The organism is Pseudomonas sp. Pseusp11, from assembly GCF_047304405.1.
Lineage (GTDB): Bacteria > Pseudomonadota > Gammaproteobacteria > Pseudomonadales > Pseudomonadaceae > Aquipseudomonas.
Genome location: NZ_JBGLZF010000003.1, coordinates 80,055 through 96,072, shown reverse-complemented (window position 1 = coordinate 96,072; position 16,018 = coordinate 80,055). Strand labels below are relative to the sequence as shown.

General features: G+C 58.1%; 15 protein-coding genes. 6 read left to right on the top strand and 9 right to left on the bottom strand.

Translation table 11 applies throughout. The annotated features are described in order from the left end of the window. Positions 1-15: 15 nt before the first annotated feature. The 6 genes from ACCC96_RS03230 to ACCC96_RS03205 form a co-directional block, all read right to left on the bottom strand. Positions 16-1,281 (bottom strand): hypothetical protein, encoded by a 1,266-nt coding sequence (locus ACCC96_RS03230; protein ID WP_413694986.1) that lies wholly within the window; start codon positions 1,279-1,281, stop codon positions 16-18. Next, positions 1,278-1,775, bottom strand: coding sequence for a CS1 type fimbrial major subunit (locus ACCC96_RS03225; protein WP_413694985.1), 498 nt, complete (start codon positions 1,773-1,775; stop codon positions 1,278-1,280). Before ACCC96_RS03225 ends, ACCC96_RS03230 begins: the two co-directional genes overlap by 4 nt. 15 nt (positions 1,776-1,790) lie before the next feature. Continuing rightward, on the bottom strand, positions 1,791-2,531 hold the full coding sequence (locus tag ACCC96_RS03220) for a molecular chaperone (RefSeq protein WP_413694984.1): 741 nt from the start codon (positions 2,529-2,531) through the stop codon (positions 1,791-1,793). Between the two features lie 43 nt (positions 2,532-2,574). Beyond that, positions 2,575-3,834 (bottom strand): hypothetical protein, encoded by a 1,260-nt coding sequence (locus ACCC96_RS03215; RefSeq protein ID WP_413694983.1) that lies wholly within the window; start codon positions 3,832-3,834, stop codon positions 2,575-2,577. A gap of 43 nt (positions 3,835-3,877) precedes the next feature. Further along, positions 3,878-6,400: a TcfC E-set like domain-containing protein gene (locus tag ACCC96_RS03210; protein WP_413694982.1), complete on the bottom strand. Its 2,523-nt coding sequence runs from the start codon at positions 6,398-6,400 to the stop codon at positions 3,878-3,880. A 109-nt stretch (positions 6,401-6,509) separates the two neighbouring features. Continuing rightward, complete coding sequence (locus ACCC96_RS03205) at positions 6,510-6,995, bottom strand: CS1 type fimbrial major subunit (RefSeq protein ID WP_413694981.1); 486 nt, start codon at positions 6,993-6,995, stop codon at positions 6,510-6,512. 509 nt (positions 6,996-7,504) lie between these two features. Between ACCC96_RS03205 and ACCC96_RS03200 the strand changes: the two genes are divergently transcribed. Next, complete coding sequence (locus ACCC96_RS03200) at positions 7,505-8,086, top strand: PadR family transcriptional regulator (protein WP_019651322.1); 582 nt, start codon at positions 7,505-7,507, stop codon at positions 8,084-8,086. After that, a complete protein-coding gene (locus tag ACCC96_RS03195) occupies positions 8,083-8,874 on the top strand; it encodes a siderophore-interacting protein (protein ID WP_413694980.1) in 792 nt (263 codons plus the stop codon). The genes ACCC96_RS03200 and ACCC96_RS03195 overlap by 4 nt, the downstream gene beginning before the upstream one ends. A 165-nt stretch (positions 8,875-9,039) precedes the next feature. Here ACCC96_RS03195 and ACCC96_RS03190 read toward each other — a convergent pair whose 3' ends face one another. From ACCC96_RS03190 to ACCC96_RS03180, 3 genes are all read right to left on the bottom strand, one after another. Then, the gene (locus ACCC96_RS03190) at positions 9,040-9,684 is read right to left on the bottom strand and encodes a Pr6Pr family membrane protein (RefSeq protein ID WP_349746542.1); all 645 of its coding nucleotides are present in this window, start codon (positions 9,682-9,684) and stop codon (positions 9,040-9,042) included. 2 nt (positions 9,685-9,686) lie between these two features. Next, positions 9,687-9,917 carry a VF530 family DNA-binding protein gene (locus tag ACCC96_RS03185; protein WP_018926655.1) on the bottom strand — a complete coding sequence of 77 codons (231 nt, stop codon included), beginning with the start codon at positions 9,915-9,917 and terminating at the stop codon, positions 9,687-9,689. Between the two features lie 160 nt (positions 9,918-10,077). Then, complete coding sequence (locus ACCC96_RS03180) at positions 10,078-11,466, bottom strand: PLP-dependent aminotransferase family protein (protein ID WP_064616271.1); 1,389 nt, start codon at positions 11,464-11,466, stop codon at positions 10,078-10,080. A gap of 348 nt (positions 11,467-11,814) precedes the next feature. Between ACCC96_RS03180 and ACCC96_RS03175 the strand changes: the two genes are divergently transcribed. The 4 genes from ACCC96_RS03175 to thrC all read left to right on the top strand — a co-directional run bounded on the left by ACCC96_RS03175 (position 11,815) and on the right by thrC (position 16,013). After that, positions 11,815-13,020, top strand: a complete 1,206-nt coding sequence (locus tag ACCC96_RS03175) for a benzoate/H(+) symporter BenE family transporter (protein WP_018926657.1) — start codon at positions 11,815-11,817, stop codon at positions 13,018-13,020. After that, positions 13,017-14,189 carry an NAD(P)/FAD-dependent oxidoreductase gene (locus ACCC96_RS03170; RefSeq protein WP_018926658.1) on the top strand — a complete coding sequence of 391 codons (1,173 nt, stop codon included), beginning with the start codon at positions 13,017-13,019 and terminating at the stop codon, positions 14,187-14,189. Before ACCC96_RS03175 ends, ACCC96_RS03170 begins: the two co-directional genes overlap by 4 nt. Positions 14,190-14,219: 30 nt before the next feature. Next, positions 14,220-14,651: a Rid family detoxifying hydrolase gene (locus ACCC96_RS03165; RefSeq protein WP_413694979.1), complete on the top strand. Its 432-nt coding sequence runs from the start codon at positions 14,220-14,222 to the stop codon at positions 14,649-14,651. Positions 14,652-14,759: 108 nt separating this feature from the next. Continuing rightward, a complete protein-coding gene (gene thrC, locus ACCC96_RS03160) occupies positions 14,760-16,013 on the top strand; it encodes a threonine synthase (protein ID WP_413694978.1) in 1,254 nt (417 codons plus the stop codon). Positions 16,014-16,018: the final 5 nt, after the last annotated feature.

Here is a 16,018-nt window from a genome sequence, read left to right as displayed (position 1 = left end):
GGGCGCGCCGCGCGCTTACCCGACTTCCGAATCCCAGATGACGGTCACGCTTCCCGAATACTGCCGTTGTCGCTCGGGCCGTATCATTTCTGCCACCTCGCTTGCGGGAATTTCGAAGTGCAGCGCGCCGGGCTTACGATCGACATACAAACCCGGCACGAACAATTCACTACCACTGCCATCGCGTCGCAGCGGTTGGCGATGGACTGGCCGTCCCGCCGCGTCAGTCAACCCTGTGGGCAAGGTGACGCTAACGTTGAGCGGCACAGAATGGCCCGACACCGGCTCTCGTAACGAGCAGTTATCGCCGTCCTGAGTGTACTGGCACTCCAGGCGCATCTTGAAACGACTCGACGACGCGACTGTGAAGGTCTGATCACGAAACAGCCGTGATGGTTTGCGTCCTTGCGTCAGCCAGGCCTGCCAGCCACCTTCAGGCACCAGCTCCACCCGGGTGCCGCCGGGAGGAATTTCGACCTTGAGCGTGTGCCGCACATCCAGAGAGAAATTGAGGGTCAGTTGGTTGTCGGCTGGAATCATCACATCGCCCATGTCGAAATCCTGATGAGGACCGACCGTGTAGGTGATGGAGCCGGTGTACTTGCCTGCCAGCATGTTCAGCGGGTCAGGTGTCCGTAGCTCATACGCAAAAACGAAATACTGATACTTGAAGGACATCGGAATATCGAAAAGCGCCTTTTTGCTGCACACGCCGGCACCGACCGGGACCCGCCAAAAGCTGTTGTAGCCATGTTCGCCAGCTGTGTATGTGTTCACGCCCAAACAAGGTGCAGGCGCATTAACCCACCCCCTACCTTCCCACAAGTCATGCCACCATCCTCCACCAGTTATCTCACGCACGGAACGGGGCAGTGAGGCCTCGTGACCAATACCTCCAATCCTGATGGAAAGTACTTTTGAATCACCCGATTCGTGAGTCACACGCACCTCTCGCCACTCCGAGGGAACACGGGCCATCCCTCCCTGACGCGGATCCGTGTGATTGGCCAGAATCGGCGCGTTGGCGACGAATGGAATCGGCGCGATCAGACTGAAAAGCCGAAAGGGTGCACAGGCCTGCGGGACCTGACGACAGAACCCCTCGGACGGTGTCTGATTAATGAACTCATTTTTCTGTGGCTTCGCCGGGTCGGGCTCGAACATTGCGTCGATGTCCATGACGACCGCGTTGGCCTGTAGTGCCAACACCGCGCACAAGAGGCTGGTCGCACCACACCCGATCAGCATCCGCGCCAGTCGTTGATTGAATGCATTCATCATTTCGGCAACACCGCATTGAAAATCAGATTGACGCTGCCAAAGTAATTACCTGGCTTGTAAACCCCGTCGACCGGCGGTACAGGCACGATCTCCAGTGGCACCCGTTTGCCCAGCGCCGCTTCGCTCATCGGCACCACTTCGCTGTTTACCAGCTCACTCAACACGATGCCGTTGAACAGCACGCGCAAGCCGATGTCATGGGCATCGGTGCCGTTCGACAGATAAGGCCGCCCCTCAAGCCTGGCTTCAATCGAGCCAGCTTCATTTCTCACATCGAAATACTTGCGCAGGCTGCCCAGTGTCGACGCCGCGAGGTTCCACGGCAGGCGCTGCTCGCGATGAATCCAGCCAGGGTCGGCGGGAATCACATAGAACGCCTGGGTCGGAATCGTCACGAACACCTCAAACACGTGCGTTTCCTTGGCGGCATAAGCCCAAGGGCTGGCCAGCAGGGCCGCCACCCACAGGTGCATGACAGTCAGTTTCTTGAACATGGTCATCACCCGGGGTCAGCCCTTCACGTCGATTTTTTTGCTGCGCTCACCTTCGACCAAGGTGAAGCGATACTCGCGACCGGCCTGCTTCTCAAACTGAAACGTGCGGCCGGCCAGAATGTGATGCTTGGTCGTTGGCTGGCAGTCCTGCTCGTTCTTGACCGCGCAATCCTTGAACTCGTCGATCACCACCACGGTGTTGCCTTTGTTGCGGATCCGGTAGTTGCCTGCCTCGTTCTCGATTGCGCTGTCGAAACGCGTTTCCTTGGGCCGCACGAAAAACACCGCGCCGTAACCCGCCAGCACCGTGACCCCTGCCGACAGGGACTTTTTGTAGTCTTCGCGGTCTTCGCTGGAGACGGCGAATTCGTCTTCCTTCTCCGGTACGACCGGAACGAAGCGCACCCGGAAATAGCGCTCCCTGTCACGCTCGCCCATGAACAACAACCGGGTGCCCTGCATGCCGTTGGCCGGCACGATCAGCCGTGCGGGACTGGCCATCAAACCATCCCGGGCATTGCCGTCGGCCTGAGTCTTGAGCGGCACTTCGCGCGAGGTGCCATCGGCCTCATAGAGGATTTCAAGGATGTTGACCTTGACGAACGCCGTGCTGTCGCCGCCATTGAATACACGTTTCAAGTAGGTACTTTTGTCGCCGTCCAGATAGTCGTAAACCGTTCCGATATTGATGCTCGGCGCGGCGTGAGCCATCTGGGTGAAAAGATAAAAACCAAACAGTGCCAACAGGTGTTTCATCGTACTGAACCTCGTTGAATTGAATGCTGAAAAGGGCGGCCCGCTAAACGTCTGAATCCCAGATCACCGTTACACTTCCCGAATAATGTCGTTGTCGTTCAGGGCGAATCATTTCTGCCACTTCGCTTGCGGGAATTTCGAAGTGCAGTGTTCCCGGCTTACGATCGACATAGAAACCAGGCTGGAACAATTGAGTGCCGCTACCATCACGCTGCAATTGCCTGCGATTGACCGGTGCCCCATCACCATCGGTCAAACCCTGTGGAAGACTGACACTGATGTTCATAGGCACCGCATGACCCGAGACCGAGTCCCGCACCGCACAGGTTTTGCTGTCTTGCGAATACTCACACTCCAGATTCATTTTGAAACGCGAACTCGCGGAAATATTGAACGCTTGGTCTCTAAATAACCTCGTTGGTTTTCGACCTTGTTGCAGCCAGCCTTGCCAGCCACCCTGGGGAACCAACTCGACTTTATTACCGCCGGGGGGGATATCAACCCTTAGCGTATGTTGAACATCAAGGGTGAAGTTGATGGTCAAACTGTTGTCTTCGGGCAACATAATATCGCCCATATCAAAATCAAGACCCGGCCCAACGCTGTAGGTATAACTTCCAACGTACTGCCCTGCTGACATCCCCAGAGGATTGGGTGTTCGCAATGCATAACCAATCTGAAAACGATCGTAATAGAGACTGGATATTTGATAGTCGGCCGTGGGTGCACACATCCCTCCCCCGGCGGCGGTCAGCCAGAAAAAAGACCGCCAGGTTGGCTGCACAAACATCCCCCCCGTGTAAAAACAGGGAGGAGATGGGTAGGTCCAGTTATACCCACCCCACAACTTTTCATGTGCCTCGATATCACTAGTCGGAGCACCTTCGCCGATAAGGCTCTGGACGGTACCGGGCAGATAGTACCGTGCACCGATTGATGCAATGCGTACATATAATGTTGATTCTTCCCGGGTATCCTTGTTTACAACTTGTAATGGACGCCAATCTGTAGGCGCCCTAAACATTGCTCCCTTGCGTACATCCGTATGTCTCGCATCGATTGCACTAATTGAATTGAATTTAATAGGCACCAAAATACTGAAAATGGACAAATCACTGCAAAAAGTCGGGTAAGACGCGCAGTGCCCGGTAAAGGGCGTGGTGTTAGTAAATTCATTGCGCGCGGGGTTCGCAGAGTCCGGCTTGAACTCTGCGGTCACCTCAATGGACACCGCTGCGCTCGAGACTGAATACAACAAAAACAACAAACTGATTGCACAACCGTACAACGGTTTTATAAACACATTAAAACCTCCCAAGGTTGATTAAAAAGAATGCCGCTACTCATCAACCGGCTTTTCCTGCCTGATGACCGGCATCCGCCAACGTATCCGGCGTGCAACGCAAATCCCCGATCATCAGCACATTGTTTTCCGTTCGCCCCTGGCTCGGGTCCAGGCGGAACTGGCACAGCAACTGGTTGCCATGACGCACTTCCAGGGTTGGTGACCCGGCGTTCATTTCCATCGAGAAGAACCCGTCCACCTCGCTCACCCCGCGACTGGCGTGGTTGATGATGTGGTGGCCCTTGAGCGGGTTGCCCTGGGGGTCGATCAGGCGACCGAGCACGGTGAGGGTGCGCATCACGCGGATCTGGCGATAGTCCACGCCGCCCTTGTTCAGGTGATAGCTGGAACGGGATGGCTGAATAGTCGCGGCGGGGACGTCGGTGCCCTCAAAATCGAAACTGACCGAGCTGCTTTTGTAAGCCGTGATCGGCACAAAATTGCGCCCGGGTTTGAGCACCGCGCTGCCACCGCTCAAATCGTCGGCGCGCAAGGCGATACCGTCGATGTCCGATTCGACGTCGATGATCATGCCGGCACCATTGCGGTGGTATTGGCTGGTCACGACCATTTTTTGTCCGCCGACGGCCACGGTGCTGTCCAGGTTCAAACCGCCGGTCAAGTCGTTGTTGAACGATGAGCGCTGGATAAACCCGTCACCGTTGACCAGGTCCGATTGCATCGACGCCATCGCGTTCAAACCGATGCCATAGGTGTCGGTGATGGCCGTGGCCGAGACGTTTTGCAGCACGTGATCCTGCAAGGTTTTGCGGTAGGTAAGCGAGGCATTGTTATCGCGCCCGCCGTCGCGATCGGTGCGGGTGCCGATGCTGCCGGACCACTGCTCTCCCGGACCGCCCAGCGCGATGTTCACGCTCAGGTCGACACCACGATTGCGATCATTCCCCGAGCTGAAATTGCCCGGGCGGTCGAACAGCGACAGGCGCCAGTTGGCGTCGCTGCCGAACAGCTCAGTGCGTTGGGTCCATCCCAGATCCAGGCCGACGCCTTCTGTGTTGCCCTCGCTGTGGGACACCCGGGCATTGACCGAACTTCTGCCGGTGAGTCGATGATTCAACGACAAGGAAGAGTTGCTGGTCTGGCCGATAAATACGTTGCGCTGACGCACGCGCGTGCCGTCCGGCAGGGTGTCGTACAGTCGAGTGGTGTCAAGCCAGCTGCGGTTATGGCTGGCGACGATGCTGCCGCTACCGTAGGAATAAAGTCCCTGCACATCGAGGCCGGTGCCGTAGTCTTCAGTTTTGTAGACGTTGGCAAAAAGGCTGGCGTTGTTGACGATCGCCCAGTCGATTGATGTGCCGTATTGCAAAGAGTCGCGCACCTGCCGCCCCGTCAGGCCGAGAATCACTCGCGGATGCAACAGAAAGTTGAGCGCGGCACCGGCGGCTATGTCGCCATCGGCCTGCTGTTCCCAGTTGCTGAGCAATTTGGATTCGCGGCCGGCGAACAGGTTGTAGCGCCAGCGCTCGTCATGATTACGCCAATTGTTGGGTTTGTAGACCAGCTCCAGCGTGCTGGAGGTGATTTGGCCGTCTTCGATCAGGCGCACTTCCACTTCATAAATCCCGCCGGGCAGCGGACGCGTATCGAGGGTCTGCAACCCTGCCGGAACGGCCTGAGTGTTGATCAGCAAACCGTCGCGGTAAATCTCCACCGAGCCTTGTCGATTGGCCGTGACGTAGATCGGATAAACCGCCGGTTTCGGATTGTTGATGGCCAGGCTGTCGGAGCTGCCGTACATGACGCCCAACGCGGTGTCAGGCGTTGCGCCAAAGGTACGCGGCTGACGGGTCAGGCCTTCGGAGGTGGGCGTGAAATAGCCCAGGCGCAGAAAGTTGCCTTGTAATTCACGCTGGGTAAAAAGCTCATGCACGGCGTGATAGATCTGGTTGTCCACACCGCCCAGACGGGACAGCTGCATGTTGACCGCTTGGGTCCAGTTACCCAGGCTGCTACTGGCTTCCAGACCGTAACGACCACCGAGGTCCTGGTTCTGCCCGCCATTGAGGTTCAACTGGTTGCGCACGATCAGGCCGGTGCTGCCGCCTTCGGGCAGGTTGTAATACTGCTGCATCTGATCGTCCCGTTCGGCATTTTCCGTGAGAATCGACACCAGCGAGTTTTCCAGGCTGTAGTGCACGGCCAACAGTTGTTCGGGGCAGTTGGCCTGGCAGGCGCCCAGCGCCACGCCTTGTTTCAGATGGTTGGCCCAGATGTCGCGTTCGCTGGGCTTGATTGTGCTGTCACCGACATCGGCGAATTCAAGAAGCGTGATGCGATCGTCGCGGGTCAACACGACCATCGCCTCACCGAGAAACTGTTGATCAAGTTCCACGCGCACCGCCAGCGGTACATCAAAGAAGTGCTCTTCGAAGTCGCTCGGTAACCCCTTGGCTTGCGCCAGCAAACTTCGAGGGGTGTGGCCGTTGTCCGCTGGCGCGGCCAGGGCGGTTGCACAAAAACATAGGGCAAGCGCCGTCGCGATGGGAGTCATCGGGAACATGAACGGAATACTCTGAAGATAAGTGCGTTGAAACCCGATCGACAGGCAGTGATTACCCATCGACCGGTAAGTGTTAACGAATAAGGCCGAGCCTTAAGTCATGGCTGACTTAGATGCGTGGAACGGCATCGAAGATCACGACTGGATTGGCCGTGTAAAGACCTGTCTGAGTGGTAATCGGCGGGGCGGCGGTAATCACCAGATCAGCCCGCATGCCCGCGTTGGATTCGGTATCGCCGACCACTTCTTTAGAAATACCGCCCAAGACTACGCCGTTGAAGGTGTAGGTCAGCGGGATGTTGTTGTTGCCGTTGAACAGGGGTTGCGGACCACCTTCCACATACGCATGGACCGAACCGTTAGTGTGGCGGATATCGTAAGCTGCACGCAGCGGGCTCAAGCGCTCACTTATCACGTTGTAGGTCATTTTTTCATCTTTACCGAAGTCAGGATTCACCGGTTGGGCGTGGAATACTTCGGTGGGGATATTAGCGCTGATGTTGATGGACGAACGCGCTTCTTCCGCAGCGAACGCCATTGAAGAACTCAGGGCCAGGAGGGTCATCGGAACGGCGATTGCAAGCTTCTTGAACATTATTAAGTACCTGTCAATTTCAAAGGATTGGTCCGTGGAAAGCATGAGTCGCCCGTATTACCGTCTTGAATAGAGGCAATCTGGCTCAACTTTCGACGAGGAGAATGATCGACCAATCCGCTGAGAAAGTAAGTACGTAACTTCCGAAGAACATGTAGTAACAACTGCCCACGACCCAGTAGAAAAAACCCGTAGATTCAATATTTAAAACGTTCAACCGACAGAAACATACTACAAACAGTTTTATTAGAAAAAGCACACAGATTAGTTAAATACATTCCCTGTAAGAGAAATACTACTTAGGCGCAACTATTAAAAATCATTCGCTGTTAGTTACGCATAATTAGATCAATCACTCTAAAACCGCAAGCCACAAAACGGCATGTCCCACGCCGCACTGAAACCCCGCCGCGATGCCCCCTCGGGCAACGACCGTTGGTCCTGTTGGCTTGCCCTTTCTATAAGATATATCTTAAGTTGTATCTAAACACGACGAGAGAAGACAAAAAATGAGAGACCATCATTCCCCCCACCGCGAACACGGCGACGGCCGCGACGGCTTCGAGAAACGCCCGGGCCCCGGCCGCGAGCGCGGTGGACGCGGACCACGCGTATTCGCCCCTGGCGACCTGAAATTGCTGCTGCTGGCGCTGATCGCCGAGCAGCCGTGCCACGGCTATGACCTGATCCGCCAGATCGAAAGCATGTTCGACGGTGCCTACAGCCCCAGCCCTGGTGTGATCTACCCGACCCTGACCTTCCTTGAAGAAAGCGAAATGATCCTGGGCGACGCCGAGGGTGGAAAAAAACGCTACAGCATCACCGACGCCGGACGTCTGTCATTAAGCGAGCAGGCGATTGCCCTGGACGGTGTGCGCATGCGCATCGAAGTCAGCAAGCGCTCATTGCGCGGCCAGGACCGCCCGGCCGAGATCCATGAAGCGGTGCACAACCTGCGTCACGCCTTGCAAATGCACCATGGTCGCTGGAGCCCGGAAGAAATCCTGCGGGTGCGCGACCTGCTCAACAACACGGCCAAAGCCATCGTCGACGGCCCCGCCGTTCAACCTGTTTCGGAGAAAGTCGAATGATCGATGTGATCATGCCATCCCAATCCATTCACCGTGTCAGCCACGAGATCAAGCGCCGTCGCCTGCAAGTGCTGCGGGTGGTCGACCTGACGCCGCGGATGCGCAGGATCACCCTGGGCGGCCCGGAACTCGCAGGCTTCGTCAGCCTCGGCACGGATGACCACGTCAAACTGCTGTTCCCGCAAAACGCAGCGGAACAGGCCGCGCTGGAAACCCTGGTACTCGGCGCCGGCAAGGACAACGGGCCGATGCCCGCAATGCGCGACTACACGCCCCGTCGTTACGACCTGGACACGCTGGAACTGGACATCGACTTCGTGCTGCACGGCGACGGCCCTGCCTCGACCTGGGCCGAGCAGGCCAAGCCCGGCCAGTTTCTGCACATCGGCGGGCCACGGGGCTCGATGATCGTGCCGGACATTTTCGACAGCTACCTGTTGATAGGCGACGAAACCGCCCTGCCCGCCATCGCCCGCCGTCTCGAAGGCCTGGCCGCCAATCGACGTGCACTGGTGATCGTGGAAGTGGAAAACGGCGCCGAACAACAACGCCTGGAAAGCGCCGCGCAAGTCGATGTGATCTGGGTGCTGCGCGAAGGCGGCAGAAACAACCTGCTGACCACCGTGCAACAGATCAAGGTGCCCGCTGGCAATCTGTATGCGTGGGTGGCGACCGAAACCAAAGTGTCGCGGCAGATCCGCCGGGCATTGCTCGATGAGCACGGACTGGATGAGCAGTTTGTGAAGGCTGTCGGCTACTGGCGGCTGGAGGATAGCGACGAGGAATAACCGCCACGCTGTGGCTGCATGCTTTTTGTGGCGAGGGAGCTTGCTCCCGCTGGGCTGCGAAGCAGCCCTGAACCTGCAACCAGGTATCCACTGACACACCGTGTTGTCCGGTTAACGACTGCTTCGCAGCCGAACGGGAGCAAGCTCCCTCGCCACAGTCAGTGTTCACTTGCGATCCGTGCGCCACCGATCCAACCCGATCACCAACAGTGAAATCAGCACAAACCCCGCCAACAATCCCCCTGCATTCACGAACACCTGTGGATAACCCAGTTTGTCGACATCAATGAACGGATAGGGATAAACCGCCAGCAGATGCCCACGCCATAGCGAATAGCCGAAGTACACCAGTGGATAGATCACCCACAACGCAATGTGCCGCAGCCGTAACGTTCCCTTGGGTACACAGAACCACCAATAAACCAGGAACAGCAGCGGCATGACGTCATGCATCAACTCATCGGCCAGCCATTGCCAGCCTTCGGGATGCCATAAATGGCGCAACAACAGGCTGTACGCCACGCCGACCACCGCGATACTCACCGCAATGGCACTGCTCACCCACGGCTGCAAAAACCAGCGTCGCGCCGCTGACTCGCGGGACGTCAGTTCACAGGTCAGCACCACCGCCACCAGCGTATTGGTCAGCACCGTGAAAAAGCTGAAAAAACTCACCAGCCCGCCCAGCAGGCTGGCCGCGATACTCCAGCGGGCATAGAGAATCAGGTACATCTGAATGCTCAAGCCCGCCCAGCCCAGAATCGCCGCCACGGCCACACAACGACGCCTCGCGGTCGAGGGTATGACCATGCTCAGACCGGGCGCTTGGTGCGCATCAGTTTCACGTACAGGCGTTCGACCTTCTCCCGCGCCCACGGGGTTTTGCGCAGGAATGTCAGGCTCGACTTGATGCTCGGGTCGCTCTTGAAGCAGCGGATATCGATACGCTCGGCCAGCCCCGACCACTCGTAGTGCGCAACCAGGGCGTTGAGGATTTGCTCCAGCGTCACGCCGTGCAGGGGATCAGGGTTGTGTTCGGTCATGCCGGGCCTTCGAACGATGAAAGGATGGGAAGCCGCGCACCTTAACGGAGGCTTTCGTCCGGTGGAAGGGCTCCGGACAGAGGCATTCGTCAGAGGCTGAATTAACTGTAGGCGAGTTGGCTATCATCCGAGGGACAAACGTCAGGAGATAGCGCCCGGCTCAGTAATAACGACGCGGGTCCGAATCGATCAGGCTAGCCAGCTTGGTCAGGGCAAACCGCAATTCGTCCTGGCTGGTGGGCGACATCAACACCAGTCGCACGCAGCGCGTAATGCCGCTACGTTCGGCCTGGAACTGGGTACCGCTGAGGACCAGCACACCGTTGGCACGGGCCAGCATGGTGAATTCGTCGCTGGTCCAGGGCTCGGGCAACGTCAACCAGACGTGGTAGGAATACGGCTGGGTCTTGAGCTCGAAATTGGCGAAGATTTCCTGAGCGATCGCCTGCCGCCCGGCGGCCTCGTTGCGCTGAATGCGTATCAGCTTTTTATCCAACCCCTCGGTGATCACGTTGCTGGCCAACTGAGCGGTCAATGGCGACGGCATCCAGACGCTGCTGCGCACCATGGAGGTCAGGCGCGACAGCAGTTTCGGCGGGCTATAGAGATAGCCAATCCGCAAGGCCGGCATGACCGACTTCGACAGACTGGTCAGGTACACCGAACGATCCGGGGCAAACGCCGACAGCGGCTTGATCGACGGGTCGGTGGCTAGAAAACCGTAGATGTCATCGTCCAGGATGATGAAGTCGAACTCCTCGGCCAGCGCCGCGATTTGTGCCCGACGTTTTTGCGACATGATCGCCGCCGTTGGGTTCTGGCACGTCGCCACGCAGACCAGCATCGCCGGTTTCTCACGCTGGCACAGCTCACGCAGCGCTTCGGGAATGATCCCTTCATCGTCCATTGGTACGCCACGCAGACGTCGTTCCAGTCCATGGGCAAGGGAAATGATGCCGGGGTAGCAAAGCTCCTCGCAGAGCACCAGATCACCGGCGTTGGTCAGCGCACTCATCGCGACCATCAAACCATGCTGGGCGCCGGCGGTGATCACCACTTGCTGCCATTGTGCATCGGGCAACGAATGGCGCAGCCATTGCGCGCCCGCCTCGCGATGAGCCGGATGACCGCCATCGGGGGCATAGTCGAGGGTATGGGCAAAATCCGTGCTTTTGGCCATGCCCACCAAGGCTCCACGCAACCAGTATTCCAGGGTTTCGCTGTAAGGCTTGATGATCGAAAGGTCCAATAACTCAGACTGCCCAAGATTCAGCGAAACGGCACTGTTGCTGGCCGGCAGTTCCAACTGTTTCTGGTTGAGCACATAAGTGCCACGCCCCACTTCCCCCTGCACCAGACGCCGCCGATGGGCTTCGCTATAGGCACGACTGATGGTACCGGGCGTGACATTCAGCGTGGTGGCCAGCTCCCGCAGGGTCGGCAGACGATCACCTTCGTTCAACACGCCGTTGCTGATATCGCGCGCCAACGCGTCGGCAATCGACAAATACATCGGCTGGCTGAACTCGCTTAGCTGAGGAACCCACATGAATGATCGCTACCCATCGTAGAAATGATGAATATCCGAGCATATCACATGGTGGTTAGGCAACTAATAAATGGACTCAATCAATAAATTGAGTCGATTGATTCGGCGAATGAATCGAAAAGCATCTTTCATGCAAAATATTTTTCAAAAACTATATTTTCTTATAAATCAAATAGTTATTTGAAAAAAACCTGACAAATACAGCTTGATAGCAAAAAAACATCTCGTAACAACCTCCTCGCCTATTGAATCAACTCAATTCATTCAAATACACTCATCTCGAATCGAAGCAATCGACTCAATCTCATTCTGAATCACCGCGTGCCAGCCACGCCAAGCCGAGACATCATGGACACACTCAGAAAGGATCTATCCCTGTCAGCGATCATTGCAGGCTTCATCGCCGTGATCATTTCCTATGCCGGCCCGCTGATCATCGTGTTTCAGGCGGCCCGGGAGGCACACCTGCCCAATGATCAAGTGTCGTCCTGGATCTGGGCTATTTCCATCGGCAGCGGCATTACCGGTCTGTTATTGAGCTGGCGCTTGAGGATTCCGGTGATTACGGCATGGTCGACACCGGGTGCGGCGTTGCTGGTGTCGATGCTGCCCACGGTCTCCCTGCCCGAGGCCATCGGCGCCTATGTGGTGGCTTCGGTGATTATCGCGGTGGTCGGCTTGTCCGGTGCGTTCGACAAATTGATGAGTCGCCTGCCAAAAGCCATCGCCGCCGCCATGCTCGCCGGCATCCTGTTTCGTTTCGGCGCCGAACTCTTCACCTCGATCAAGCTGCAGCCGAGCATGGTGCTGTCAATGATCGCGGCGTACCTGCTGTTCAAACGCTTTTCACCGCGCTACGCCATCCTGTCGGTATTGATTGTCGGCTGCGCCGTGGCCGCCTCGTTCGGTGGACTCAACACAGGTTCGATCACCGTCGATGTCGCTCACCCGATCTTCATTGCCCCGCAGTGGAGCTGGCACGCGATCATCAATATCGGCCTGCCGCTGGCCCTCGTCACCCTGACCGGGCAGTACGTGCCGGGCATGGCGGTGTTGCGCACCTCGGGCTACAACACCCCCGCGCGCTCGATCATTTCGGTCACGGCCATCGGCTCGATTTTGATGGCGCCATTCGGCTCCCATGGCTTAAACCTGGCAGCCATCACCGCCGCTATCTGCACCGGCCGCGAAGCCCATGAAGATCGCGACAAGCGCTACATCGCCGGGATCGCCTGCGGGGTGTTCTACATTCTGATGGGCATCTTCGGCGCGACCCTCGCTTCGGTGTTTTCTGCCTTGCCCAAAGAGCTGATCGCCTCCCTAGCCGGCCTGGCCCTGTTCGGGGCGATCAGCGCCGGGCTGACCGGAGCCATGGCTGACGAGAAACAACGTGAAGCCGCGCTGATCACCTTCCTGGTCACCGCCTCGGGCATGAGTTTCCTGGGGCTGGCCGCTGCATTCTGGGGCCTGATCTTCGGGCTCGTGGCACATTTCGTACTGACCTACACCCGGGAAAGCAAATCCGGCACCGTCGTCGAGGGCAGCCGACCATGACCGCTCGTTACGACTTCATCGTGGTTGGCGGCGGGATTGCCGGGGTATCCGCCGCCTATGAACTGGCGGCTCACGGCAGCGTGTGCCTGCTTGAACGCGAACCACAACTGGCCTATCACACCACCGGGCGTTCGGCGGCGATTTCCATGGAAAGCTACGGCAACCAGCAGATCCGCTCGCTGACTTGTGCCTCCCGGAGTTTTTTCGAGAATCCGCCCGAGGGGCTCGCCGAACATCCATTGTGGGCACCACGGGGTGCGTTGATCGTGGCCCAGGCGGCACGTGTGGATAAGTTGGCCGCCCGTTTCACCGCGGTTCTCGGGCAGGTGCCGACGGCGCAGTTCCTCGACGAGAAACAAGTCCTTGAACTGGTGCCTTACTTGGCTGAGGGCGCGTGGAGCGCGGGGATTTTCGAACCCAGCGCCTTCGATCTGGATGTACACGGCATTCATGGTGCCTATCTTGGCGGCCTGCGCGCTCGCGGCGGTGTGGTCAAACGTGAGACCGAAGTGTTGCGGGGCCAGTACCGTGCCGGTCACTGGACGTTACACACCCAGGATGGCCAGCACCTCGAGACCGCGATTGTGGTCAACGCCGCCGGCGCCTGGGCCGATGAATTGGCCGAGCGCTGCGGTTTGCCGAAGGTAGGTGTGCGGCCACTGCGCCGCACGGTGCTGGCGGTCGATCCGCAATGCGACGTGCACCGCACACCATACCTGGGAACGGTCGACGAAGACATTTTCATCAAGCCGGAAGCCGGACGCCTGATCGTCTCGCCTTGCGATGAAAGCCCGTCGTTGCCTTGCGATGCCCTGCCGGATGAACTCGATCTGGCCATCACCATGGATCGCCTGCAAAACACCACACGGCTGCGCCCTCGCTCGATCATCAACAAGTGGGCAGGCCTGCGCACCTTTGTTGCCGACCGTTCGCCGGTATTGGGCCAGGACCCGTTGCAGGAAAGTTTCATCTGGCTTGCCGCACTGGGCGGCTACGGCATTCAGGCCGCACCGGCCATTGCCCGGTTGTGCAGTCACGCCGCACTGGGCAACGCAATGCCGTCCGACCTGGCGGCCCTGCACCTCAACTACCAACACTTTTCCCCGGCGCGTTGCCGTGACGAGGAATTCTCGGCCCTGGCCGTGCGACAGGTTGCCGACTTGCACTAACCCCCCAACCCACTAACAAGGATCGTCATCATGCAGACCAACGCTCAACTCCAGCCCTTGGCCAAACCTTTTCTGGGCGAAGAAAACGTCATCTTCACCGACAAGGCCCCGCTGCCTCTGGGCACTTACTCCCAAGGCATCAAGGTCAGTCATGGGCAGACCATCTACCTGTCGGCACAGACCCCGGTCTCGTCGTTGAACAATGAAGTGCTGGCTCAGGATTTCGAAGGGCAACTGCGTCAGACCCTGGACAATCTGGCGCAGATGGCCGAAGCCGCGGGCGGCACTCTGGCGAACGTGGTCAAGGTCACTGCGTTCATCACGGACCTGAGCGAGTTCCCGACCCTGAACCGGGTCATGGAAGAGTATTTCACCCAGCCTTATCCAGCCCGCACCACCGCCGGCGCCAGCGCCTTGGCGCGCAATACCCTGGTCGCCATCGACGCCATCATGGTGGTCTGAAAAAAAATCTTCGGATAGCGAAGTACCCGTCGGTCCGGCGCATCGGAGTGATCCGTGTTTCCGCGCTGAACCGACGTTGTCAGGGAAGCGTACTTTCAAGGGTTGGCCATGAAGAAGTCTTACAGAGAGTATGTATTGCAGTGCCTGGCTTGCGAACGCCGCTACCAGCCACATGAAGTCAACTACTACTGCCCCCATTGCAAAATCGATGGTGCTCTCGATGCGCTCTACGATTACCCGACACTGGCACGCGAATGGTCACGGGACAGTCTGGCTCATGACCACGCCCGGGGAATGTGGCGTTATGACCGGCTGATGCCGCTGAATTCCACGCAGTTCATTCCACCATTACTGGTGGGTAACACGCCGTTGTATTCACGCCCCGAATTGCTCGGCAGAGAGGCGCCAATCAAGGTATTCATCAAGGATGAATCCCGGCAGCCTACCGGCTCATTGAAGGATCGCGCCAGCGCCCTGGCTGTAGCCCATGCGATGCAATCCGGTGCGAGTACCGTCGCCGTCGCCAGCACTGGCAACGCTGCTTCGGCGCTGGCCGGAATGAGCGCGAGCCTGGGTCTGCGCAACGTGATTTACCTGCCAAAAAGTGCTCCCCGCGAGAAACTCGCACAAATGCAGGGCTACGGTGCCGAGATCGTACTGGTCGATGGGCAATACGACGAAGCGTTCGAACAATGCTTCGACGCCTGCGAAACCCATGGCTGGTACAACCGCACCACCGGCATCAATTCGTACATGAGCGAAGGCAAGAAAACCGTGGCTTTCGAGATGTGCGAACAGCTCGCCTGGCAAGTCCCGGACCTGGTGTTTGTCCCAGTCGGCAATGGCTGCATCCTGGGCTCGGTGTACAAAGGCTTCTTCGATCTGCTGCAACTGGGCTGGATTGAACGCATGCCACGGCTGATCGGCGTACAGGCGCAAAACAGCAATTTCATGTATCGAGCCTGGCGCAGCGACCAGCCGATGCAGCAGACCGAACGCATTACGCCTACCAGCCTCGCCAGCAGCATCAACGTGGCCCTGCCGCGCGACCGTCTCAAGGCCTTGCGCGCGGTAACGGCCAGCGAGGGCGAGTTCATCTGTGTCAGTGACCCTAGCATTGTCGCAGCGGCGTCCAGACTGGCCGCCAGCACCGGCGTTTTCCCCGAAGCCGGGGCCGCCAGCGCCTTCGCCGGTCTGCTCAAGTACGCCGAAGAACACCCCGACACGCCGCAAACCGCCGTGGTGCTGATCACCGGCAGCGGTCTGAAAGACACGTCCATTTTTCTTTCCGATACCAGCAAAAGCCAGTCACGGGTGTTGCCGCGTCACGCGCCAGCCCCCTTGGCTGAAGCACTCATTTAAAGGAA